The sequence below is a fragment of the Gilliamella sp. ESL0254 genome (assembly GCF_013344985.1).
Classification (GTDB): Bacteria; Pseudomonadota; Gammaproteobacteria; order Enterobacterales; family Orbaceae; genus Gilliamella; species Gilliamella bombicola.
The window spans coordinates 98,684-122,698 of record NZ_JAAEDU010000004.1 but is presented as its reverse complement, the minus strand read 5'-3'; the positions used below and the strand labels follow the sequence as shown (position 1 = coordinate 122,698).

23 protein-coding genes, 1 tRNA gene and 1 pseudogene are annotated in these 24,015 nt (G+C 36.7%); 13 read left to right on the top strand and 12 right to left on the bottom strand.

The window, feature by feature from the left end; translation table 11 throughout:
• Positions 1–171: 171 nt before the first annotated feature.
• From GYX25_RS09675 to GYX25_RS09640, 8 genes and pseudogenes are all read right to left on the bottom strand, one after another.
• The gene (locus GYX25_RS09675; protein WP_065626446.1) at positions 172–438 is read right to left on the bottom strand and encodes a hypothetical protein; all 267 of its coding nucleotides are present in this window, start codon (positions 436–438) and stop codon (positions 172–174) included.
• Between the two features lie 59 nt (positions 439–497).
• The gene (locus GYX25_RS09670; protein ID WP_174787274.1) at positions 498–1,289 is read right to left on the bottom strand and encodes a hypothetical protein; all 792 of its coding nucleotides are present in this window, start codon (positions 1,287–1,289) and stop codon (positions 498–500) included.
• A 211-nt stretch (positions 1,290–1,500) separates the two neighbouring features.
• A complete protein-coding gene (locus GYX25_RS09665; RefSeq protein WP_174787273.1) occupies positions 1,501–1,752 on the bottom strand; it encodes a hypothetical protein in 252 nt (83 codons plus the stop codon).
• The gene (locus GYX25_RS09660; RefSeq protein WP_174787272.1) at positions 1,739–2,698 is read right to left on the bottom strand and encodes a VENN motif pre-toxin domain-containing protein; all 960 of its coding nucleotides are present in this window, start codon (positions 2,696–2,698) and stop codon (positions 1,739–1,741) included. The genes GYX25_RS09665 and GYX25_RS09660 overlap by 14 nt, the downstream gene beginning before the upstream one ends.
• A 625-nt stretch (positions 2,699–3,323) precedes the next feature.
• Positions 3,324–3,785, bottom strand: a complete 462-nt coding sequence (locus GYX25_RS09655) for a hypothetical protein (RefSeq protein WP_174787271.1) — start codon at positions 3,783–3,785, stop codon at positions 3,324–3,326.
• 2 nt (positions 3,786–3,787) lie between these two features.
• Positions 3,788–4,630, bottom strand: a pseudogene (locus tag GYX25_RS09650) (VENN motif pre-toxin domain-containing protein); the annotation flags it as partial.
• Between the two features lie 12 nt (positions 4,631–4,642).
• Positions 4,643–4,951, bottom strand: a complete 309-nt coding sequence (locus GYX25_RS09645) for a hypothetical protein (RefSeq protein WP_174787269.1) — start codon at positions 4,949–4,951, stop codon at positions 4,643–4,645.
• A 1-nt stretch (position 4,952) separates the two neighbouring features.
• Complete coding sequence (locus GYX25_RS09640) at positions 4,953–5,096, bottom strand: hemagglutinin repeat-containing protein (RefSeq protein WP_174787268.1); 144 nt, start codon at positions 5,094–5,096, stop codon at positions 4,953–4,955.
• 389 nt (positions 5,097–5,485) lie between these two features.
• Here GYX25_RS09640 and recC point away from each other — a divergent pair, with 389 nt between their 5' ends.
• The 13 genes from recC (at position 5,486) to lysS (ending at position 19,550) form a co-directional block, all read left to right on the top strand.
• Positions 5,486–8,695, top strand: a complete 3,210-nt coding sequence (recC, locus tag GYX25_RS09635) for an exodeoxyribonuclease V subunit gamma (protein ID WP_174787267.1) — start codon at positions 5,486–5,488, stop codon at positions 8,693–8,695.
• An 8-nt stretch (positions 8,696–8,703) separates the two neighbouring features.
• Entirely contained in the window at positions 8,704–9,495 is a 792-nt protein-coding gene (locus tag GYX25_RS09630) for a TatD family hydrolase (RefSeq protein WP_091350452.1), read from the top strand.
• Positions 9,496–9,548: 53 nt separating this feature from the next.
• Complete coding sequence (gene panS / locus GYX25_RS09625; protein ID WP_091350450.1) at positions 9,549–10,514, top strand: ketopantoate/pantoate/pantothenate transporter PanS; 966 nt, start codon at positions 9,549–9,551, stop codon at positions 10,512–10,514.
• 128 nt (positions 10,515–10,642) lie between these two features.
• Positions 10,643–12,046, top strand: coding sequence for a DHA2 family efflux MFS transporter permease subunit (locus tag GYX25_RS09620; protein ID WP_091350448.1), 1,404 nt, complete (start codon positions 10,643–10,645; stop codon positions 12,044–12,046).
• Positions 12,047–12,050: 4 nt separating this feature from the next.
• Positions 12,051–12,683 (top strand): MBL fold metallo-hydrolase, encoded by a 633-nt coding sequence (locus GYX25_RS09615; RefSeq protein ID WP_085247616.1) that lies wholly within the window; start codon positions 12,051–12,053, stop codon positions 12,681–12,683.
• A gap of 153 nt (positions 12,684–12,836) precedes the next feature.
• Entirely contained in the window at positions 12,837–13,424 is a 588-nt protein-coding gene (locus GYX25_RS09610) for a biotin transporter BioY (protein ID WP_091350442.1), read from the top strand.
• Positions 13,408–13,983: a YiiX/YebB-like N1pC/P60 family cysteine hydrolase gene (locus tag GYX25_RS09605; protein ID WP_174787266.1), complete on the top strand. Its 576-nt coding sequence runs from the start codon at positions 13,408–13,410 to the stop codon at positions 13,981–13,983. Before GYX25_RS09610 ends, GYX25_RS09605 begins: the two co-directional genes overlap by 17 nt.
• 87 nt (positions 13,984–14,070) lie before the next feature.
• A tRNA-Asn gene (locus GYX25_RS09600) sits at positions 14,071–14,146 on the top strand.
• A gap of 216 nt (positions 14,147–14,362) precedes the next feature.
• Entirely contained in the window at positions 14,363–15,091 is a 729-nt protein-coding gene (locus tag GYX25_RS09595; protein WP_174787265.1) for a type 1 glutamine amidotransferase, read from the top strand.
• Positions 15,092–15,126: 35 nt separating this feature from the next.
• On the top strand, positions 15,127–15,954 hold the full coding sequence (locus GYX25_RS09590; RefSeq protein WP_174787264.1) for a VanW family protein: 828 nt from the start codon (positions 15,127–15,129) through the stop codon (positions 15,952–15,954).
• A gap of 136 nt (positions 15,955–16,090) precedes the next feature.
• On the top strand, positions 16,091–16,717 hold the full coding sequence (locus tag GYX25_RS09585; protein WP_174787263.1) for a Fe-Mn family superoxide dismutase: 627 nt from the start codon (positions 16,091–16,093) through the stop codon (positions 16,715–16,717).
• A 186-nt stretch (positions 16,718–16,903) separates the two neighbouring features.
• Positions 16,904–18,002 (top strand): peptide chain release factor 2 gene (gene prfB, locus GYX25_RS09580; RefSeq protein ID WP_174787262.1). Its coding sequence is split into 2 segments (ribosomal slippage): positions 16,904–16,978 and positions 16,980–18,002, totalling 1,098 coding nucleotides; the frame shifts between segments, so codons are not numbered across the junction.
• 30 nt (positions 18,003–18,032) lie between these two features.
• Positions 18,033–19,550, top strand: a complete 1,518-nt coding sequence (lysS, locus tag GYX25_RS09575; RefSeq protein ID WP_174787261.1) for a lysine--tRNA ligase — start codon at positions 18,033–18,035, stop codon at positions 19,548–19,550.
• 467 nt (positions 19,551–20,017) lie between these two features.
• On the opposite strand, the gene GYX25_RS09570 is transcribed toward lysS, so the two are convergent.
• From GYX25_RS09570 to ung, 4 genes are all read right to left on the bottom strand, one after another.
• Complete coding sequence (locus tag GYX25_RS09570) at positions 20,018–21,277, bottom strand: uracil-xanthine permease family protein (protein WP_425337795.1); 1,260 nt, start codon at positions 21,275–21,277, stop codon at positions 20,018–20,020.
• Between the two features lie 101 nt (positions 21,278–21,378).
• Positions 21,379–22,005 (bottom strand): uracil phosphoribosyltransferase, encoded by a 627-nt coding sequence (gene upp / locus GYX25_RS09565; protein WP_091350428.1) that lies wholly within the window; start codon positions 22,003–22,005, stop codon positions 21,379–21,381.
• Between the two features lie 163 nt (positions 22,006–22,168).
• Positions 22,169–23,173: a gluconate operon transcriptional repressor GntR gene (gene gntR, locus GYX25_RS09560; RefSeq protein WP_160402360.1), complete on the bottom strand. Its 1,005-nt coding sequence runs from the start codon at positions 23,171–23,173 to the stop codon at positions 22,169–22,171.
• Positions 23,170–23,859 (bottom strand): uracil-DNA glycosylase, encoded by a 690-nt coding sequence (gene ung / locus GYX25_RS09555; RefSeq protein ID WP_160402359.1) that lies wholly within the window; start codon positions 23,857–23,859, stop codon positions 23,170–23,172. Before ung ends, gntR begins: the two co-directional genes overlap by 4 nt.
• Positions 23,860–24,015: the final 156 nt, after the last annotated feature.

Below are 24,015 nucleotides of genomic sequence, written 5' to 3'. Positions count from 1 at the left end.
GGCAGTCTACCGCATTATGATTGATTACAAAAACGATAAAATGATAGAGGTGAGCACTATCTAATATTTTGGCGAAGTTAAGAATTTAGTCACAGAATTAACTACTATCTTTAAATAACAAATATCCAATTTTGGATAGGGTAAAATCCCAGCATTAAAGCTGGGATAATATTATTTACCAAATATTTTAATTCCATAGCGACGACACTCCGCATACCAGATGATAGCTCCAGATAAAATACCTACAAAGCAAGAAAGTTTAAAAATTGTATATATATATTCTTTTATAAATTCAATAAAAAACTTTAAATCACTTTGTTCAATAGCCATAATGACTATTGAAATCATTAAATAAAATAATACCTGTGCGCAAAAAAGCACAAAAGGAGTACCAACTGTCAAATAGAAGAGTGCTACATATTTTCTATTTTTTTTCATTATTATTACTCTTAGTTTGTGTCTGAATAATTTTTTCAGAACCTGTGCTTATTACAGAATCAAATAAGCCTCCCCCCCCAAGTAGGAATTGAGCTTTCTGTATAATGCCCTGTTATTCCTAAAAAGCCTTTGTTTGTTTCATGAATATATTTATTTGCTGCTGGATTAAAGATTGGACGGAGTCCTTTTTCTGCATATTTCCCAACACCATAACCAATTGTTGATGAACCAGCACCAATTATGGCACCTGTTACAGGATCTTTACCATCTAATTGATTCGATAATGCACCCCCAGCAGCATTCCAACTGATTGTTCCCCAAAATTTAGTGCCAAATCCAGCAGTAAAAGCACCCGTTCCTGTTGCTATTCCTACATCTCTCCAACTGATACTGCCATCTTCATTAAAATAATATTGACCACCAATATTTGCTGTACCACTTAAAAATCCACCAATCATTGCTTCTTCTGGTAAGAGTGCTATCACAACTGGTGCTAATATAGTACCAATAACAATTGTACCTACTAATTTACATCCTTCCCTATCATGTTCACAATTAGCTTGAGCATGAATTTTTTCCATTATTTCTTTTTCAGTTTTTCCTGCGAATTGTCCTAAAATGGCATTATTCTCAACCGCATTCTTACTCGCAGCTATCGAGGTGCTGATGTCTCCTGCATCTCCGCCACTCACCCAGTTGCCGTCTTTATCCATATGCCCTGTGTGCAGTTTTATCTGCTCGGCTATCCATGGAGCACTGGCCCCCGCAAGGCCTCCTGTAATGTCACCGGTAATAATGCCTGTGATAATCGATGTCGCTGTGTCAATCCCTTTGCTGACATCTCCCCCCATGGTGCCTAGGTTTTTGGTCGCTTGGTTGGCTTGTAATTGGCAGTCTACCGCATTATGATTGATTACAAAAACGATAAAATGATAGAGGTGAGCACTATCTAATATTTTGGCGAAGTTAAGAATTTAGTCACAGAATTAACTACTATCTTTAAATAACAAATATACAAAATTTTGGATAGGGTAAAATCCCAGCATTAAAGCTGGGATAATATTATTTACCAAATATTTTAATTCCATAGCGACGACACTCTAAATACCAAAATGCTATCCCTGTAGGAATACCAAAACAAGCTACCTTACAAGCTATATATATATCATTAACGCCATATATAAAATCTACATTATACATAATAAACAGTATTATTGAGATGGTTAATTCAATTATAATTGCACTACAAAAAAACAGAAAAGGAACTACTGTTACACAATATAATAATGCCAAATATTTTCTATTTTTTTTCATTTTTGTTTTTACCAACTTTTTCTTTAATATAATTTTCTGTCATTGTACCAAGTATAGAATCAGTTACATTTCCCCCAATAGCAGGAATTGAGCTTTCTGTATAATGCCCTGTTATTCCTAAAAAGCCTTTGTTTGTTTCATGAATATATTTATTTGCTGCTGGATTAAAGATTGGACGGAGTCCTTTTTCTGCATATTTCCCAACGGCATAACCAATTGTTGATGAGCCAGCACCAATTATGGCACCTGTTACAGGATCTTTACCATCTAATTGATTCGATAATGCACCCCCAGCAGCATTCCAACTGATTGTTCCCCAAAATTTAGTGCCAAATCCAGCAGTAAAAGCACCCGTTCCTGTTGCTATTCCTACATCTCTCCAACTGATACTACCATCTTCATTAAAATAATATTGACCACCAATGCTAGCTGTGCCACTTAAAAATCCACCAATAATTGCCTCTTCTGGTAAGAATGCTAGCACAACTGGTGCTAATATAGTACCAATAACAATTGTACCTACTAATTTACATCCTTCCCTATCATTTTCACAATTAGATTGAGCGTGGAGCATTTTTTTAATTTCTTCGTCTGTTTTTCCTACGAATTGCCCTAAAATGGCATTATTCTCAACCGCATTCTTACTTGCAGCTATCGAAGTACTTATGTCACCCACATCTCCACCACCCACTGCAGTTGATAGCCCCATCGCTAATTGAGTTAACGCGCTGATGTTTTGTTTTTCAGCTTCAGAGAGGTCTTTGATGTCTCTTCCACCATAGAGGTTATCAATGATGACTTTTGCCGCCAGCTCGCCGCCTACGGCACTTGCTCCACCGACTATCCCTGAGTTACCTTGTAATTCCGCTACCACTGCACCCAGTATAGCATGCGATACTAATCTTGCCGTTTCGTTATCACTCACCCAGTTGCCGTCTTTATCCATATGCCCTGTGTGCAGTTTTATCTGTTCGGCTATCCACGGAGCACTTGCACCGCCAGTGCCACCACTGACCGATACGTGGCTAACATCAAACCTTGCTTTGTTGTCGATATCACGTCACGGCCAGCAAAAAAATTAAATAAAATCAATACATTTTTGAACGATTTTTTTATAGGTAAATAGTGTGTTTTTATGTTTTAAATAGAAAGAAATATGGCTCAATGAGTAATACAACAGGGGTGGCCATTATTTACTACAATGGTGCATGAAAACAATAATGGCTAAAAATTGGTGCTAAGCCAAAATTAGTAATTAAAAAATTAATTATAGAATTTAGTGACAGTATTAAATGTCACTTTTAATAACAAATAAACTGATATAGTGTCAGGATTGTCAGGTTAAGTTTGAGCTAATACCCTTTATTTAACATTGGTATCTTTATCGATCATTCGACCAAATTTAGGCTAATTTTTTATCATATTAACTAAACTAATAATTAATTCATTAATTCTGCTTTCTAGCTGTTCAGGTAAATAGGCTTTCATAATCATCAAGCTCAAAACCATCCATAATCAGTAAATAATTAGTTTAGTTCTGCGATAAAAATCGCAGAACTAAATCAAAACAATTAAATTGATAATACAGCTATTGTAGCTAAACTAAGAACTTCATTTTTTGTGAATTCAAAATGAATAGTATAAGACCCCATATCATATAATACCCAAGAATTTATATAACCAAAAAAAGGACTTTGCTCATTTCCTCCTTTTTTTGATGGATTTCCTAATAATTCAATAATCATTTTTTCAGTATAATTACCATCTATTTCTCTAAATAATTTCCCTTTATATATCGAATAATTATTTTCTGCCTTAAAAAAAAATTGAATATGATTTAAGTGTTGTTTTCTAAAACCAATAAGAATACCTGTACGAAAAAATTCATAATATTTAGTTTGATCTGGATCATTGTATTCAATAGGATCCTCAGAAATTTCAGGTTTTTCACCAATAGAGTTTTCTAACTTCAAAAACTCTTCTGATATTTCAGCATATCCTAATGCATTAACAAACTTTTGCCATTCTATCATTATCAATAAATCCCCATTTTTTTATTACGAGCTATTATCTTATTTATCGCATCTTCAACTTGATTTGGATCATAACCCTTTTCAATCATATTTTTACGTAATGCATCAGTATCTCGGCAAACAGCACCACAAAGATCTGTCGCATCTTTTTGTATTTGTTCTGGTGTATTTTTACCACCATAAGTAGGCCCTTTTTGATGAACATCTCTAGGCACTTCTACTGTTGTAGCCTCATTATAAAGTTTCTTTGACTCTGTAGGAGTTAAAGGACGTCCGAGTCTAGCTTCCTCTGCTTTCTTCAATGCTGCAAAAGATGGAATATGGTCATGCTCCAACATATCACCAACTACCTCATTAGCTTTTAGTTCTCTATAAGAACCAACATCAAGAGCTTTTACTTTATTCTGAGCCTCTTGAACCAACTCACTTGCTTTTTTTGTATCACCTAATTTTAATGCCACTTTAGCTTCTTTTAGGAGCTTACCAACAGCATCACCTAAACCAGGTATTAATCCAACAGTTGCAATGACATAATCGATACTATCCTCAGCTTCAGCAAATCCTTTTATATCACCAACCACTGGTGTAAAATCAACAATTATACCACCTATTGTTTTTAAATTATCAATAACTAGTTCTTGCCTTTTCTGAGTACAAGCTGCATCATCAACTCCACCACAATAATTATTAATAAATACTTGTTCTATTCTTTCTGAAGCTTCTTTTTTATCTTGTTCTGTCCAATATGGATCTTTATTCAATAAGTTATTCTCAACCGCATTTTTACTCGCAGCTACCCCAGTATTCACATCTTGGATATCTCCGCCCATCGCCGCAATGGCAAGACCTGTCGCAAGTTATGATAATGCACTGACTTGTTGTCTTTCTTCTTGGTTTAGGTTTTTGATGTCTTTATCGGGGTAAAGGATACCCGCAATAACTTCAGCACCCCGCTCACCTATCGCTGCACCCATGCCACCCACAAGTGCAGAGTTACCTTGCAGCTCAGCAACCACCGCTCCGAGTATGGCATGGCTGACCGTGTTGGCAACAGTGTTTCCTTCGGTCTGTTGTTTGATAATGGTGGCAATTTTTGGTGCGAGTGCCCCTGCGGCTGCCCCTTTTATGTCGCCACTGATTAAGCCGTTGATAAGGCTTACCGCCATGTCAAATCGTGATATCTTTGCCTACACTAAGACTCACATTATGCGTCCCAACCACTTCGCTGCCCGTCACTGTTAAGTAGTTGCCCGAATTAATGTTCACCCTATCACCATAAATCCCACTGCCTTTTTGCGTGATATTATCCACCTCAATATCTTCAGTAATTGACCCCTTATTGAGTAAGCCTTTGGTTTTGTGATGCTCGGTTAACTGTAAACGCTAGGTTTCGATATCTAGCACTCCACTCGAATAATTTTTGTTATCACATTTAACTTGCCGTTTTAATTTATCTTTAATAGATTTTTATCTCGTTATAGATTGTCGAGGGCTGATCATAAAATCTTTACCCAAATTGGTTAAGGCTATTTTTTATGCACATTCATTACATCAGCTCATAAAATTAGAATAAACAAAGCAAGTTACATAACCGCTAATTACTCTTTTTTATTATAAAATTGATACTATAATAGCGACTAGATTTATGAGTAACGATCAGCGATAATCTTAACCCAATCTTACCAATAATTAGTATTGCTATGTTTACCATTTATCATTCAAACCAAGTCGATCTACTTAAGTCTATTGTAAGTGAATTGATGCGCAGGCAACCATTAGAGGATGTATTTACACCTGATATAGTCATGGTGCAAAGCCAAGGTATGGCACAATGGTTGCAAATTGCGTTAGCGGATGAACTTGGTATTGTGGCTAATGTTGATTTTCTTTTTCCAACGCAGTTTATTTGGCAACTTTATCAAACCTTGTTACCCGAGGCGCCAATTGAAAATAGTTATAATGTTGAATCAATGAGTTGGCGTTTGTATTATTTGTTGCCTCAAGTTATTAAACAACCTGAGTTTAGCGCACTTAAACATTATCTTGATATTGATAAGCAAGATAGAAAGCAGTACCAACTTGCAACACGAATTGCCCGTTTGTTTGACCAATATTTAGTTTATCGCCCCGATTGGTTAGCCAAATGGGAAGCCAACCAAAATGTTGCCGAATTAAATCATCATTCTGACGAAGTTTGGCAAGCAGAGCTATGGCGAAAGCTAATATCCATAAGTCAACCTTATCATCGCGCTAATATTTATCAACAAATGCTTGAAATTTTGTTAGATAATAACTTTGATCGTTCACGTTTAGATCCGTTACCTAGCCGTATTTTTATTTTCGGTATTACTTCGCTACCACCGATCTATCTTTCACTACTTTCAGCACTTGGACGACATATTGATGTCCATTTGATGTTTAATAATCCATGTAAATGGTATTGGGGCGATATTGTTGAAAAGCAGTTATCAGATATCTTCAATACCCCTGAAAAAAGCCCCAATCCACTTTTAACTTCGTGGGGGAAACTTGGGCGTGATAATCTGTTTTTATTACAGGACTTCAATAATAAGCAAGATATTGATGTGTTTGCCGATCAAAACCGAGATTGTTTATTACATGCAATTCAACAAGATATCCTTGATCTTTATCCAATGGTAGATGCTCAACAACCCGTTGAACTAGCAGATAAATCCGTATCTTTTCATGCTTGCCATAGCGAACAACGTGAAGTTGAAGTGTTATATGATTATCTTTTATCTGTTTTTGATGCTGATCCTACATTAGAATTACGTGATTGCATTGTGATGGTATCGGATATTGATAAATATGTCCCTTATATCCGTGCTGTTTTTGGTAATGCTTATGAAAAACGCTATTTGCCTTTTACTATATCTGATCAAAAAGCACGTAACATTGATCCGATTGTACAAGGTTTTTTTACTATATTAAATTTTCCACAAAGTCGATTTACTGCTGAAGAGCTGTTTAATTTATTAGAGATACCAGCTATTTCAGAAAAATTTGCAATTAGTGAATCACAGTTAACTTTATTACGTACTTGGATTATTGAATCAGGCATTCGTTTTGGTCTTGAAAGTGCACATAGCTGGTTATTTGGACTGGAGCGTTTATTACTAGGCTATACCATGAGTAGTGAACAAGGCGGTTGGCAACAGATCTTGCCGTATGATGGCGCGACAGGCTTAGATGCCGAATTAATCGGCCAATTAGCTGAGTTTATTAAAATTGTAAGTAAATGGTTTACAGCTTTAAGCGAAGAAAAAACATTAGTTGAATGGCAAAGTTGCTGTCTTGAACTAATTAACGATTTTTTTGTCGATACCCCACAACGTGAATCAATTTTATTAATGATCGAAGAGGAATGGCAAAAATTAATTAATAGTGGTTTAGCTGCTAATTATACTGATAATATTTCTATCACAATTTTGCATGATGCAATGCAATCGCGCTTAGAGCAAAATCATCTAGCGCATCGTTTTTTAGTTGGTAGGATAAACTTTTGTACCATGATGCCAATGCGATCCATTCCTTTTAAAGTGGTCTGTTTGCTGGGTATGAATGACGGAGATTATCCAAGAACATCGCTTCCTCTCGACTTTGATCTTATTGCTCATCATCCAAGACGAGGCGATCGCAGTCGCCGTAATGATGACCGCTATTTATTTTTAGAGGCTATTTTATCAGCGCAAAACCAGTTATATATTAGCTATATTGGGCGAGATATAAAAGATGATAGTGAACGTTACCCATCAATACTAGTTGATGAGCTTTGGGAGTATATTGCACAATATTATAACAAGCCTGTTAATCAAGTTGATAGCTCGACAAATAACTTGGATTTTTTACGTGTAAACCATACACGCACACCATTTAACCCCCAAAACTTTTTGCAAGATCCCAAAAGTTATGCTGATGAATGGTTACCCGCTGCATTACAACGAGGGGAAAATCAAGACTTTATTAGTGAAATAGCCGCTATTAGCGTCGATAATATCAATCTTGACGAACTAAAACGATTTTACCAGCACTCAATTAGGCTATTTTTACAAAAACGTTTTAATTTTTATATTAATTATCTTGATGATACATTACCCGATGCGGAAAACTTTAATCTTGATAGCTTACAGCGTTATCAATTGAACTTGCAGATTTTAAATCAACTTATCACCAAAGAATCACAACAATCCAATGATTGTTATCAACACTTAGCGCTAACTGGTGACTTGCCAGATGGCGCATTTGGACAGATTATTTATCATGAACAAAATGAAGCAATGCAATCATTAGCTAATAAAATCTGCCAAGAACGCCTAGAAATAACAACTCAAGAAGTGAACTTAGCCATTTCACTAAATCAACAACATTACCAATTACAAGGTTGGTTACCCCATATTCAAGATGATGGTATTTTAACATGGCGCCCTTCAAAACTTTCAATTCGAGATGGTATTTCGTTGTGGATCGACCATTTGGTTTATTGCATCTTAAATCCAGATAAAGTTGAAAGTCAAAGCCGTATCTATGGCAGAGAAGAAAACGAATGGCGTTTTTCACACTTTCCAAGTAATGAGGCTATGGCAATTTTAACCTCGTTAATTGAAGGCTATGTACAAGGTATCAATCAACCTTTATTACTACCTGTACAATGCGCATGGAATTGGTTAATTGCAGCCTATAACAAAAAAACAGGTGAGGTTATCGCGAGTGAAAAAGCAATTAATCAACTGTTAAATACTTGGCAAGGTGGATTATACCAATCGGCTGAGTGTGATAGCTACTACGCTAGACTTTATCCTGAATTAACGGATGAATTAATTGAACAAATTACTTTTGCTGCCCAACGATTTTTACTACCAATTTTATTACATCAAGCAACCGTAGAATAAGGGGCATTATGTTTATTGATACACACTGTCATTTTGATTTTCCGCCTTTTACTGATCATCTGGCCGATTCAATAGATAAAATTCGCCAAGCGGATATTGTTGGGTTAATCATACCCGCAGTTAGCGCTAACTATTTTAATACCGTTTTGCAACTTGCTGATAATTATTGCGAGATCTATGCTGCTTTGGGGCTGCATCCTATTTATCAACATACCATGGCGGATTTAGAGCTGTTAACCAATATCGTTAAAACCAAACCTAAAAAATTAATTGCCATTGGTGAGATAGGACTGGATCGCTATGATTTAAGTATTGATTGGCAACAGCAGTTATCATTTTTTAGGTCACAATTAGCGCTTGCTAAACAGTTTGATTTACCTGTTTTGATTCATTCACGCAAAGCGCACGATATTATGTACCACGAATTACACCGCGCCAACTTACCTTGCCGTGGTGTAATACATGGATTTTCAGGTAGCTATCAGCAAGCTATGCAATTTGTTAAGTTGGGCTACTATATTGGTGTAGGTGGCGTAATAAGTTATGAACGAGCGAATAAAACGCGCAATACGATTGCTCAATTACCGCTAGAGAGCCTTGTGCTCGAAACGGATGCTCCTGATATGCCATTAAATGGCCGTCAAGGTCAAATAAATCGCCCTGAATATATCGCCGAAGTCTTTAAAATATTAACCCAATTACGCAATGAATCAGCAGAACACATACGCAGCACGATTTTAATAAATACCTTGACGCTATTTAATAGAATAAATAGAATGAAAATTACACAAAACAAATAAAATAACCCTATCATTATTCTAGAATTATTTTATTAAACCCATAGCAGGTTTATATGACCAGACAATTTAATCAGCTGTTGATTCGATCTATTATCTCTCTTACCCGATTATTTCCTTTGTGGGCAATACTGTGCGCCGGTGTTGCCTATTTCTTTCCTTATACCTTTATTCCTATACGCCCCCACACCGCACATTTACTTATGTTTGTAATGTTTACCATGGGAGTTACATTAAGTATTGATGACTTTAAACGTGTGGTAACCAAGCCTAAAGCAGTAATAATTTGCACTTTACTACATTATATTGTAATGCCACTAACTGCTTTAATCTTAGCCAAACTGTTTACAATGAGACCAGAATTATTAGTTGGAATGGTGTTAGTCGGTAGCGTTGCCAGCGGTACGGCTTCAAATGTGATGATTTATCTTGCTAAAGGCGATGTTGCGTTATCGGTGACAATTTCATCAGTGTCAACACTAGTAGGCGTGGTTGTAACACCTCTACTCACACTATTATTAGTAGGAACAACTGTTGAAGTCCCTGTTTGGGACATGCTTTTGCATATTGTACAGATCGTTTTAATACCGATTATATTAGGTTTAATTGTTCACCATTTTTTATATCCTATCGTCAAAAAATGTGAACAATTTTTACCACTTTTATCAATGCTCTGTATCTTATTAATTCTGTGCATTGTCGTAGCAGGTAGCCATACGCAAATTGGTCAAGTGGGGGGCACCGTTATTTTTGCAGTTGTGATTCACAATGCATTAGGTTTACTTGGCGGTTACTGGGGTGGTCGTTTATTTGGTTTTGATGAGTCAACTTGCCGAACCATGTCACTTGAAGTGGGAATGCAAAATTCCGCCCTTGCCGCTACCTTAGGTACTACCTACTTTTCGGCCTTATCAGCGCTGCCCGCGGCAGTATTTTCGGTTTGGCACAATATCTCTGGTTCATTACTAGCTGGCTATTGGCAAGATAAATCTGTTAAGAATAAGAAAAAAGCCAATAATTAATAAATAATATTGTAAAATGGCATCCATCGCTCTCTTTCTTAATAAAATAAGTAGTAAGAGAGCTTAATTTCCAGTGCTTATAGCCAACTGCTCACCCAGCATTTAAATTAATTTTAGGCAAAATTAAAATGAATAGCGAATTACAGTTACCACCCTTTGTTTATCGAATATTACCATGGATTGCAGCATTTGCATTTTTTATGCAATCGCTTGATACCTCGATATTAAACACTGCGCTTCCCACGATGGCTAAAGATCTTAATGAATCCCCCTTAAATATGCAATCAGCAGTGATAAGCTATGCTTTAACCTTGGCATTATTTATTCCAGTCAGTGGTTTTTTATCGGATAAATTTGGCACTAGAAATATTTTTGTGATGGCAGTTTCACTGTTCACCCTTGGCTCATTGCTTTGTGCCTTATCCAATTCATTAATTTTTTTAGATATCTCACGTGTTATTCAAGGTATTGGTGGCTCAATGATGGTGCCGATATCACGTTTAGTATTAATTAAATCTTTTAAGCGTAGTGATTTTTTAGCTGCCTTAAATACCGCCACTATTCCCGGTTTAATTGGACCTGTTTTGGGACCAGTATTAGGAGGATATTTGGTTGATGTGGTGAGTTGGCATTGGGTGTTTTTTATTAATTTACCCATTGGTATTTTAGGTGTGATAATTAGTTGGAAATATATGCCTAATCTAAAGGGTGAACATATGCCTTTTGATCTGTTTGGTTTTATATTTATTGTGATTGCCTTTATTAGTGCCACTTTAAGTGTAGAGGTTTTAAACCAAAATCAGACATATGATTTTCCATTGCTACTTGCCGTAATCAGCTTCGTTTTTCTAATTATTTATTATGGGTATGCCAAAAAGAAACCAACACCATTATTCCCACTATCACTTTTTAAGATCCATACTTTTAAAATAGGCATTATTGGCAATTTAATCTGCCGATTAGGTATATCTGGTGTGCCTTTTTTAATTCCATTGTTGTTACAAGTTGGTTTTGGCTACTCAGCCATTTTTGCCGGTGTGATGCTAATGCCAATGGCCATTGCATCAATTTGTACTCGAATTTTTATTCCACGTATTTTAGCTCGTTTAGGCTATCGTTTTGTGCTCGTTGCTAATACCATTTTAGCGGGCATCATGATTGTTTTAATGTCGTTGTTAAATTTATCAACACCACTTATATTAATTAGTTTATTGCTATTTTGTATTGGTGGTATTAATTCTATGCAATATACCGCGATGAATAGCATAACTTTAGCGAACTTAGAAAAGGAAAATACGAGTAGTGGCAATAGTTTAATGGCAGTTAATCAACAACTTGCTATTAGTTTTGGTACAGGATTTGGTGCAGTTTTACTGCGATTAATTAGCAACTCTGCTAGTACTATTCACGCATTTCAATTAACATTTGTTATACTCGGTGTGGTTACAGTGCTATCAAGCATTATTTTTGCGCAACTAAAAAATGAAGACGGCAAAAATCTAATCACCCATCGCCAAGAAATAAGGAGATAAGTAAATGTTTCAATATCAAATCGTCCCTGTTACTGCTTTCCAAGAAAACTGTAGCATTATTTGGTGTGATCAAACCATGGAAGGCGCACTGATTGATCCTGGTGGTGAACCAGAACTACTGAAAAAAGCCGTTGAAAAACTAGGTGTAAATATTAAACAGATTTTATTAACCCATGGACATTTAGATCATGTTGGTGCGGCAACCACATTAGCTCAATATTATGATGTAAAAATTATTGGACCAAGCCAAGAAGATGAATTTTTGCTAACAAGTTTGCCACAACAATGCATACAATTTGGTTTTCCTCATACTGACAGCTTTTTACCTGATCGTTGGTTAAAAGAAGGCGACCAAATTCAAGTAGGTAACATAACTCTTGATGTGCTTTTTTGCCCAGGCCATACTCCTGGACATATTGTTTTTATTAATCATTTGGATAAACTAGCTTTTGTCGGCGATGTATTATTTAAAGGCAGTATTGGACGGACAGATTTTCCTCGAGGCAACCATACCGATTTAATTTCATCAATCACTAACAAATTATTACCACTTGGTGATGACTTTATTTTTGTACCAGGACACGGCCCTATGTCAAGTTTTGGTCATGAACGAATCAGCAATCCTTACTTAGTTTAAGTAGAACCTTATTTTTTGTTATCACGCTCTTTGTATTGGGCTGTGATAGCAACAATTTAACCTATATGTAAACTTTTTATATAAAAAATAGTTTACATTGAAATACATTGCGCTATTATAGTTCTACTATTTATGTATCAAAGGTAGAAAATAATGAAACAACAACTTACTTCGTATTATCCAACATTTATCACGACACTGGTTAATTTATCTTCTTGGCAACGTAAATTACTGGCCACCACTAGTGCAGCATTACTTTTAGGATTAGCTGCTAATATTAGTATTCCGACATATCCGGTTCCATTTACATTACAATCATTGGCAGTATTGCTAATTGGCGCTTTTTTAGGTCGTAAATTAGGTGCATTAGCAATAATTCAATACCTTTTTTTAGGCGCGATGGGATTACCGCTATTTGCTAATGGCAGTGGTGGGATTATGGCATTAGCGTCACCTTCTTCCGGTTACTTATATGGCTATGTATTTAGTGCCTATTTAGCTGGTTTTGCAGCAGAAAAGGGATATGATCGTCACTTTATTTTAGGCTTAATTGCATTTGCTTGTGCACATCAATTGTTATTTATATTTGGTGTTGTCTATTTAATGGGTTATTTGCATATTACACTTATTGATGCATTAAAAGTGGGTTATTTTCCATTTGTTGGTATTGATGCACTTAAATTTATTATTGCAACTTGTGTAATGTTTTCTCTATGGCGTTATCGTGCTAAAAATCAATAATATTCAAAGTGGCGATATCATCTTCCAAAGCCTTAACGAAGATAATGATTTTAGTCACGCAATAAACCGTTCTGGCGCAGTGCCTAACATGGATGAGATAACAAAAAATATCAATCATGTCGGTTTATATATTGGCAATAATAGCGTCATCGAAGCGACACAAAAGCATGGCGTAATTGAACAATCTTTGATTGACTTTGTTGGTGCGGCTAGACGTAATATCATTGGTAGAATCCATGATTTGGCCGTTATTCAAAATGCATTAAAGCGAGCTAAACATTGCTTAGGTTTACCTTACAATCATAGCTTTCATCAAAATGCAGATGGTTTTTATTGCAGTGAACTGATTACTTATGCCTTTAAAACTAAACAAGGTAATGATTATTTCGCATTATATCCAATGAATTTTAAGGATATAACAACAAATCAAATTTTGCCTTATTGGCTTGATTATTATCGCGATCTAAAACAGAGCATCCCACAACAAGAGCTTGGTTCGCATCCACAACAATTACTCAGACAAAAACACTTATTCAAGACAATCCTAACACTTGAATGATTATAAAGGAGGCGAGTTCATACAAAAAAAGCATTTAACTATTGACATAGCGCCATAAAATCTATAATATGCGCGCTACATTTCGGTTCCTCCATAGTTCAGTCGGTAGAACGGCGGACTGTTAATCCGTATGTCACAGGTTCAAGTCCTGTTGGAGGAGCCAACTTCTAAATTCTAAAACCATCTTAGATAAATTACTTCTTATACCAAACTTCTTTTCTTTCTTCCAAATTTTTATCCTGTTGATATCAAAAGTCTATATTGTATTTGCGAAAAAATTATTCATAATAATTCAATAATAAATTTATCTTTAGATATATATAATGTCATTAAACCATGATTTTTGGTGATAATATTTATAGGCAAGGAACCTTTATTAATGCATATCCATTTTATTATCCATGAAGCTTTCGAAGCACCTGGAGCCTATGAACAATGGGCTAGGATGCATCATCACACCATAACCTATTCTCGCGTTTATCTTGGTGAACCACTTCCTAATTGCATTGATGATATCGACTTTCTTATTGTGATGGGTGGTCCACAATCACCGTCAACAACCAAACAAGAATGCGCTCATTTTGATTCTATAGCAGAACAAGCTGTGATCTTATCAATGATAAATGCCGGTAAAATAGTTATTGGTGTGTGTCTAGGCGCTCAATTAATTGGTGAGGCGTTAGGCGCAAGTCATGCCCAAAGCCCAGAAAAAGAGATTGGAAAATTCCCAATTACATTAACGCAACTCGGTAAAACAAATCCTTTATTTACTGATTTTGGCAATACATTAGAAGTCGGTCATTGGCACAATGATATGCCTGGTTTAACCAAAGATGCCCAAATTATAGCTTATAGCACAGGCTGTCCTCGGCAAATTATTGCTTATAATAAATTCGTTTATGGATTTCAATGCCATATGGAGTTCACGCCTGAAGTCGTTGAATTGCTGATTGTCCATTCGCAAAAAGAGCTTAATCAAGCTGCAAATTACCGCTTTGTTGATACGCCTGAAACGCTTCGCTCGCATGATTACACGGCAATGAATCAAAAACTTTTCACTTTTCTCGACAAGTTGAGCCAGCGCTATCAATCATCTTTAAAAAAATAACTGATTATATATTGTAGATAAAGGAATGGAAAAATATGAAGGATATCATTGTCGATAAACCGATAAAGCGCAGTAAATTAAGGCTAAAATTAGGCAAAGAGTATTTTATCTTAAAACGAAAATTTGAGTGGTGGCGACATCGTCACGCCTATAGCACTATCGACATAAATAATAATACCTGTTGTTATTCACACAAAAAACATCAGTCTGTTTTATTAAGACCGCTAAAAGATGTGGATATGTATTTACAGTATAATAAAATTACTAATCTTAGATTAGCCATTGAAAAACTTAATGGTTCAATCATTAAGCCCAATCAACGTTTTTCGATCTGGCAAAAAGTAGGACGCCCATCCAAAAAACGAGGATTTTTAGAAGGACTATCATTACATAATGGGCAGATAGGCAAAGATATTGGTGGAGGATTATGCCAATTAGGTAATTTGATTTATTGGATTGTGTTACATTCTGATCTCACCATTATGGAGCGTTGGCGGCATAGTTTTGATGTTTTCCCTGATATCAATCGTACAATTCCTTTTGCTTGTGGCGCAACCTTGTCTTATAACTATGTTGATTTACAATTAATCAATAAAACCAATACCACTTACCGGCTTAATCTTTGGCTTGATGATCAATATTTACATGGTGAATTACTTGCTAATATCCCATTAACTCATCATTATCAAATCCTAGAAACCGATCATCGCATTGAACAACAGTGGTGGGGAGGCTATACCAGACATAATAAAATATGGCAACGCAAAACACATTTAATTGATAACCATGTCGAAGAAAAGCTCATCAGCGAAAACCACGCAATTATGATGTATACCCCATTTATCGCAAGTAATGAAAGCTAATTGGGAAAATAATAATCACCCCAATCACAGATAGCCACTAACTATCTAAGTGATAGTTTGAGGGCTATACTAATAGCCCGTATACTCATAAGATAAAGTAGTTAATAATACCTAATATATGAAAGGAGCAAATTTCATGGCTTATACTTTACCCCCTTTACCTTATGCTTATGATGCATTAGAGCCTTATATCGATTCTGAAACAATGCATCTTCATCACGATAAACATCATCAAACCTATGTCAACAATGCCAATGCTATCATTGAAACTTTATCTGCTGAAATTAAACAATTTAGCCCAAGCGATTTATTAAAAAATTTAGATAAAGTGCCCGCTGATAAACTTACAGGCATTAAAAATAACGTAGGTGGTCATGTTAATCACACCCTTTTCTGGGAACTATTAAAAGTTGGTACCGAACTTAAAGGTGAACTTAAAGCAGCCATCGAAAAAGATTTTGGTTCAGTTGATGCATTTAAAGAAAAATTTGCAGCAGCGGCAGCCACTCGCTTTGGATCTGGTTGGGCTTGGTTAGTATTACAAAATGGTAAACTTGAAGTTGTTTCAACAGCTAATCAAGATTCACCATTGATGGGCGAAAAATTTGCTGGCGTTTCTGGTACACCTATCTTAACGCTTGATGTTTGGGAACACGCTTATTATTTGAAATACCAAAATCGTCGTGTTGATTACATCGGTGCATTTTGGAATGTGGTTAACTGGGATAAAGTTGCTGAGCTATACGCTGAAGCAAAAAAATAACCCAACTTGCACTAAATATCTTCAACTAAAAAGATAGCGCTTTATGCGCTATCTTTGCTTTTCGCTGAGCACTTTATTCATCAAGTTCAAGTCAAAATGGCAATTGGCAATTGCTAAATTATGCCCAAATCCGCTACAATGAACGCTTGTTAAAAAATCATAAAACTGAGCAAACCAATTTAAATCATGTTTGAAATTAATCCTGTTAGATCAAAGATAGCAGAACTTACCGAACGCACGGCCGTGATTCGGGGGTATCTTTGACTATGATGTCAAAAAGGAACGGCTAGAAGAAGTTAATGCCGAACTAGAACAAGCCGAAGTTTGGGCCGATCCCGAAAAAGCGCAAGCGTTAGGTAAAGAGCGCGTTGCATTAGATGAAATTATTAATACTATCAATTCATTAACGCAAGGTCTTGACGATGTTGAAGGCTTACTTGAACTAGCTATCGAAGCGGACGATCAAGAGACTTTCGATGAAGCAAATAGCGAACTTGAACAACTAGAAAAAAAACTGGCCGGCCTTGAATTTCGGCGTATGTTTTCAGGTAATTACGATAGTGCAGATTGTTATTTGGATATTCAATCTGGATCGGGCGGTACTGAAGCACAAGATTGGGCTGAAATGCTACTGAGAATGTATTTGCGTTGGGCGGAATCAAAAGGCTTTGCAACCGAAGTGATGGAAGTCTCTGATGGCGATGTTGCCGGTATTAAATCAGCAACGATTAAAGTATCCGGTAATTATGCTTACGGTTGGTTACGTACTGAAACAGGCGTACATCGCCTTGTCCGTAAAAGTCCATTTGACTCAGGTAATCGACGTCACACCTCGTTTTCGTCAGTGTTTGTTTATCCTGAAATTGATGATGATATTGATATCGACATTAACCCAGCTGATCTTCGCATTGATGTATACCGTGCATCAGGTGCGGGTGGACAGCATGTGAATAAAACCGAGTCTGCTGTACGTATTACCCATGTGCCAACCGGTATTGTGACGCAGTGTCAAAATAACCGTTCACAACATAGCAATAAAGATCAAGCCATGAAACAGTTAAAAGCAAAACTGTATGAGCTTGAGATGCAGAAAAAAAATGCCGAAAAGCAACAGATGGAAGAAAACAAATCTGACATCGGCTGGGGCAGTCAGATTCGCTCTTACGTGCTTGATGATTCACGTATTAAAGATTTACGCACTGGTGTTGAAACGCGTAATACGCAGGCCGTATTAGATGGCGATTTAGATCAATTTATTGAAGAAAGCTTAAAAGCAGGCTTATAAACCGCTTGGCTATAAATAAAAGGTAAAACTATGTCAACAGAGCAGCAAGATCAACAAAAACAAATTGAAGAGTTAAATAACGAACTAAAAGTACGTCGCGAAAAGCTCGCTCATCTTCGCGAACAAGGTGTTGCGTTTCCTAATGATTTTCGCCGTGATGCGATTTCAAACGATCTCCACAAACAATATGGCGATAAAACTAACGAAGAACTCATTGAAAACAAAATTACCGTAACGGTCGCAGGACGTATGATGATGCGCCGTATTATGGGGAAAGCGTCATTTGTTTCTTTGCAAGATGTTGCTGGACAGATCCAACTTTATGTTACCCGCGATGATCTCCCTGAAGGTTTTTATAACGAACAATTTAAAAAATGGGATTTAGGCGATATTGTCGGTGCGAAAGGTTACCTATTTAAAACAAAAACAGGCGAGCTTTCTATTCACTGTGAAGAAATTCGTTTACTAACCAAAGCGCTACGTCCATTGCCTGATAAGTTTCATGGACTTGCCGATCAAGAAATGCGCTATCGTCAACGTTACTTGGATCTTATCACCAATCAAGAGTCAAGAGAGACGTTTAAGGCTCGTTCAAAAGTGGTTAGCGAAATCCGTAACTTTATGCTTGAAAATCACTTTATGGAAGTTGAAACTCCAATGATGCAAGTCATTCCAGGTGGTGCATCAGCAAAACCATTTATTACGCATCACAATGCGCTTGATTTAGATATGTATCTACGAATCGCGCCAGAGCTTTATTTAAAACGTTTAGTGGTGGGTGGCTTTGAACGTGTCTTTGAAATTAACCGTAACTTCCGTAACGAAGGGGTATCGCCAAGACACAATCCAGAATTCACCATGATGGAAATGTACATGGCTTATGCCGATTATAAAGATCTAATTATATTAACCGAAGCCTTATTCCGTCGTTTAGCGATTGCCGTAACAGGTGATGCTGTTGTGCAATATGGCGAGCATACTTTCGATTTTGGTAAACCATTTATTAAAATGACCATGCGTGAAGCCATTTGCCATTATCGTCCTGAAACCAATAATGCCGATTTAGATGATTTTGATAAAGCATGTGCCATTGCCCAATCTGTTGGCATCAAAATCGAAAAAGGCTGGGGACTTGGTCGCGTTGTTACTGAAATCTTTGAAGAAGTGGCTGAAGCAAATTTAATTCAACCAACGTTTATTACTGAATATCCAGCCGAAGTTTCACCACTTGCTCGCCGTAACGATGAAAACCCATTTGTTACTGACCGATTTGAATTCTTTATTGGTGGTCGTGAAATTGGCAATGGATTCTCAGAACTTAATGATGCGGAAGATCAAGCACAGCGCTTTGCTGACCAAGTGTCACAAAAAGATGCGGGTGATGATGAAGCCATGTTTTATGATGAAGATTATATCACCGCACTTGAACACGGCCTACCACCTACAGCAGGACTGGGGATTGGGATTGACCGTACCGTGATGCTATTTACCAATAGTCACACTATTCGTGACGTGATTTTATTCCCGACTATGCGTCCAATCAAATAAAGTCAATTATTACTTAAAACTCACTTATTTTTGATAAGTGAGTTTTTATGCTTAAGCACTCACTTCGCCCACAATTAAGATAAACAGATCTGCATCATTCTCCCCAAAGGCGCACCCATTAATATTACTTAAATCTAAATTAAACCTTATTTAATACTCAATATATAAAAGCCATGATCAGTTGTGAGTTTTTACTTACATACTCAAAAAAACAATATACATTATGCTAATAGAACAACAAAAATAACATAACTAAACGAAGGGAAAATTGGTTGAGGGGGCTCATTATAAGGAAATAAAGATAGGTGTTCTTAACTGTGTCCAATAAAAATAAAGAAGTGAGTAATTATTCACTTTTAACTATTCATGCAAGCCATAAAAAATGCACAATACCACGATAGATTAGCACGTTGATTTATCTATATCGTTGGCCACCATAATAGCGCCAACGATTATAGGAGAAGGACTTAATGAATATCAGTTGAGCTTCCTTGATGTGGTAGGATCTGATTTAACACAATGGCTAAAATCCCACACAAGCTTATACCCTGTAATGCATATGACCCAAAATCAAAAATCATTCCACCAATCCCAAAAACTAAAACTAATGAGACAATACACATATTTCGAGGCACGGATAGATCTACCTTATGTTTGACTAAAATATTAATGCCTACTGATGCAATTGAACCAAACAATAGCACCATAATTCCCCCCATGACTACAGTTGGAATTGTTCCTAAAAGTGCACCGATTTTACCAATAAAAGACATTAAAATAGCCCAAATTGCCGCCCATGTCATAACGCGAGTTTTAAAATTACGCGTTAATGTAACCGCACCAATCACTTCGGCATAAGTAATACAAGGTGGTCCACCAAAAAATCCAGCTGCCGAAGTTGCTAGTCCATCACCGAGTAATGTGCGATGTAAACCAGGATCACGCGTATAATCTTTACCTGTAACAGCACCAATTGCCATAATATCACCAACATGTTCAATGGTTGGAGCAATCACAATTAGCAACATATACAAAATCGCTTGCCAGTGAAATTCAGGAAACGTGAAATCAGGCACTTTAAACCATGGCGCATCAATCACCGGTTGAAAATTGACAATACCGAACACACAAGAAAGCACATAACCAACCACAATACCGGAAATAATTGGTAATAATTTTAAAAAACCTTTTGCCCAAATAGCCACTACTAGCGTTGTTAATAGTGAAGCCATTGAAATAAGAATCAATTGATAATTTTCAGCTTGTAGCCCACTATTTTTACCCATTGCCATCCCAACAGTAACCGGTGCAAGCGATAAACCAATAACCATAATAATTGGACCGGTCACAACCGGCGGTAAAATGAGGTCAATAACATGTCTACCATTCATTTTGACTGAAAAAGCCAAAAGCATAAATACAAAACCAGCGGCAACTAAACCACCTAACGTAGCGGGGATCCCCCACTGAGCAACACCAAATGAGATAGGGGCAATAAAAGCAAATGATGAAGCTAAAAATACCGGCACTTTACCTTTAGTGGTTAATTGAAATAGTAAAGTACCTACCCCAGCAGTAAAAAGCGCTACATTGGGATTTAACCCCGTTAACAATGGTACTAACACCAATGCACCAAATGCGACAAATAACATTTGTGCGCCAGTAAAAATATCCTGCCAAGAATGCTTATGCAGTGATGTTATATTTTTTGTTTTGTCTGTTGTGATATTGCTCACATCGCGCCTCTCTTACTTAACTAATTTGTTGTATAACTTGCCTAATTGACAGGCATAAAAAAACCGGATTAACCGGTCTAAAATTTGAGATTTTATTTTGTGCCGAAGATTTTATCTCCAGCGTCCCCAAGTCCTGGCAATATGTAGCCTTTTTCGTTCAACCTCTCATCGATTGATGCGGTATAAAGTTCAACGTCAGGATGAGCTTGTTCAAGCACTTTAATGCCTTCTGGTGCAGCAACCAAAACTAATACTTTAATATTTTTACAGCCTGCTTTTTTAAGCAGATCGATCGTCGCAACCATAGAACCGCCTGTTGCCAGCATTGGATCAACAACCAAAGCCATTCGCTCTTCAATATCTGAGGTTAACTTTTGGAAATAAGGAACTGGTTCAAGTGTCTCTTCGTTACGATAAAAACCGACAACACTAATACGAGCACTTGGAATATGCTCAAGCACACCATCCATCATACCTAAGCCGGCACGCAAAATAGGCACGACAGTAATTTTTTTACCTTTAATTTGCTCAACTTCAACCGGTCCACACCAACCATTTATGGTGACTTTTTCGGTAGGGAGATCAGCCGTTGCTTCATAAGTTAATAAGCTACCAACTTCACTGGCCAGATCGCGAAAGTCCTTGGTACTGATATCATGTTCACGCATTAAACCAATTTTATGGCGAACGAGAGGGTGTTTTACTTCAACTATTTTCATGGGAGGGAACCTCAGTGTTATTTCTATAATCTATTAGTAGGTATAAATAACCACTGAGCGATAATTCTAACATAGAACTCATTTTATGAAAACCTGAAATCAACGAGCTGGATAAAGTAAAATCAATTTTAATATTAACAGTTGTTTTATTAAAATTATTTGATCAGATACTTTCGCCGTCTAAATACTCAACCGGCAAATCAACCACTTTTTGCTCGACTTTTTCACCATTAATTCGTTTTAATAACAGCTCGGCAGCAATTTGCCCCATTTCAACTCTTGGGGTATGGATAGACGCCAATTTTGGATTCATAAATTGACCAATTTGGTGTCCATGAAATCCGACAATCGCGATTTGTTTTGGCACTTCGATCCCAATTCTCTGGCATTCAAGCAATACCCCTAAAGCTAAGTCATCATTAGTACTAAAAATACCATCAACATCAGGAAAATCATTTAAAACTTGATGTAAAAATCTTGCACCCAATTCATAAGATGATGCTTCTTTAGTCGCTAGAGTTCGTGGATTTAATCCCGCATCTTCCATTGCTTTTTCATAACCTTGTTGACGAATAATACTGCGCTGATCTTGCCTTGCACTAAAATAGACAATATTACGACGCCCTTTATTTATCATACGATGGATCATATTTCTAGTCGCAGTAAAATTATCAAATCCAACAGCCATATCAATACAAGGAGAAACGCTATCCATAATTTCAACCACAGGGACACCAGAAATTTCGATCATTTTTAATGTTGCAGGGGTATGTATTCTTTCGGTTAAAATTAGGCCATCGATATTATAAGAAAGCAGTGAACGTAATCGAGACTCTTCTTTTTCTGCACTGTAGCCAGTATGGGTAATCATAGTTTGATAACCCCTAACATCGGTAACCTTTTCGATACCTTTTAAGATATCAGCAAAAACCTGATTAGTTAACGAAGGAAACACAACGCCAATTGCATTACTTTTTGCATTAGACAGCATATCAGGCGCTTTATTCGGAATATAACCAAGCTTATCAATCGCAGCAGAAATTTGTAATTGAAGAGGCTTAGATACTAAATTAGGATCGCGCAAAAAACGACTCACCGTCATTTTACTAATCCCAATTAAATTAGCGATCTCTTGCAAGCTTGTTCGACGTTTTTTATTCGTATTCATTTATGATCTTCCGGTAGCCTTGGTTGCCAATCAATTGGCGTTTTACCTTGCTGCGTAATAATATCATTTGCTTTAGAAAAGTGTTTACAACCAAAAAAGCCACGATGAGCAGACAACGGCGATGGATGCACTGACGTTAATACATGGTGTTTTTGACGATTAATAAACTGCCCTTTTTTTTGTGCTGGCGATCCCCACAATAAAAAAACCACACCCTCAAGATGTTTATCAATTGCTGCTATCACATGGTCAGTAAAGGTTTCCCAACCTATTTTTGCATGAGAATGCGCCTGCCCTGCTTCAACAGTGAGCACATTATTTAATAATAATACGCCTTGAGTCGCCCAAGAAGCTAAATAACCATGGGAAGGAATTGTAAATCCCTCAATATCTGTTGATAGCTCTTTATAGATATTCATTAACGATGGTGGTGGCTTAATGCCCGGTAAAACAGAAAATGAAAGTCCGTGGGCTTGATTAGGACCATGATAAGGATCTTGCCCTAAAATTACGACTTTGATTTGGTCAAATGGCGTAAAACGAAACGCATTAAACACATCATGCTGGGGCGGATACACAATCTTACCATTAGCGCGCTCAGATGCCACAAATTGTATTATATGTTGAAAATAGGGCTTCTCTTTTTCACCGCCGATGACGTCATGCCATGTTAATTGATTACTCATACAATACCTATACTATAATTTTATATGACTCAACAATGCTACTTGCTGATTACAATAATTATACCTAAAAATCATAATAAACCTAATGCTAATCAGCTTAAACCTCACTACATCAAGAGTATTAAATATTCAGTCGTGCTCCTTTATTGCTAAAAG

What these genes read in the sequence shown, in the direction of transcription:
- GYX25_RS09675 (WP_065626446.1), bottom strand. Translation starts at nt 438, where the DNA reads ATGAAAAAAAATAGAAAATATGTAGCACTCTTCTATTTGACAGTTGGT.
- GYX25_RS09670 (WP_174787274.1), bottom strand. Translation starts at nt 1,289, where the DNA reads ATGGGGGGAGATGTCAGCAAAGGGATTGACACAGCGACATCGATTATC.
- GYX25_RS09665 (WP_174787273.1), bottom strand. Translation starts at nt 1,752, where the DNA reads ATGAAAAAAAATAGAAAATATTTGGCATTATTATATTGTGTAACAGTA.
- GYX25_RS09660 (WP_174787272.1), bottom strand. Translation starts at nt 2,698, where the DNA reads ATGGATAAAGACGGCAACTGGGTGAGTGATAACGAAACGGCAAGATTA.
- GYX25_RS09655 (WP_174787271.1), bottom strand. Translation starts at nt 3,785, where the DNA reads ATGATAGAATGGCAAAAGTTTGTTAATGCATTAGGATATGCTGAAATA.
- GYX25_RS09645 (WP_174787269.1), bottom strand. Translation starts at nt 4,951, where the DNA reads ATGGCGGTAAGCCTTATCAACGGCTTAATCAGTGGCGACATAAAAGGG.
- recC (WP_174787267.1), top strand. Translation starts at nt 5,486, where the DNA reads ATGTTTACCATTTATCATTCAAACCAAGTCGATCTACTTAAGTCTATT.
- GYX25_RS09630 (WP_091350452.1), top strand. Translation starts at nt 8,704, where the DNA reads ATGTTTATTGATACACACTGTCATTTTGATTTTCCGCCTTTTACTGAT.
- panS (WP_091350450.1), top strand. Translation starts at nt 9,549, where the DNA reads ATGACCAGACAATTTAATCAGCTGTTGATTCGATCTATTATCTCTCTT.
- GYX25_RS09620 (WP_091350448.1), top strand. Translation starts at nt 10,643, where the DNA reads ATGAATAGCGAATTACAGTTACCACCCTTTGTTTATCGAATATTACCA.
- GYX25_RS09615 (WP_085247616.1), top strand. Translation starts at nt 12,051, where the DNA reads ATGTTTCAATATCAAATCGTCCCTGTTACTGCTTTCCAAGAAAACTGT.
- GYX25_RS09610 (WP_091350442.1), top strand. Translation starts at nt 12,837, where the DNA reads ATGAAACAACAACTTACTTCGTATTATCCAACATTTATCACGACACTG.
- GYX25_RS09595 (WP_174787265.1), top strand. Translation starts at nt 14,363, where the DNA reads ATGCATATCCATTTTATTATCCATGAAGCTTTCGAAGCACCTGGAGCC.
- GYX25_RS09590 (WP_174787264.1), top strand. Translation starts at nt 15,127, where the DNA reads ATGAAGGATATCATTGTCGATAAACCGATAAAGCGCAGTAAATTAAGG.
- GYX25_RS09585 (WP_174787263.1), top strand. Translation starts at nt 16,091, where the DNA reads ATGGCTTATACTTTACCCCCTTTACCTTATGCTTATGATGCATTAGAG.
- lysS (WP_174787261.1), top strand. Translation starts at nt 18,033, where the DNA reads ATGTCAACAGAGCAGCAAGATCAACAAAAACAAATTGAAGAGTTAAAT.
- upp (WP_091350428.1), bottom strand. Translation starts at nt 22,005, where the DNA reads ATGAAAATAGTTGAAGTAAAACACCCTCTCGTTCGCCATAAAATTGGT.
- gntR (WP_160402360.1), bottom strand. Translation starts at nt 23,173, where the DNA reads ATGAATACGAATAAAAAACGTCGAACAAGCTTGCAAGAGATCGCTAAT.
- ung (WP_160402359.1), bottom strand. Translation starts at nt 23,859, where the DNA reads ATGAGTAATCAATTAACATGGCATGACGTCATCGGCGGTGAAAAAGAG.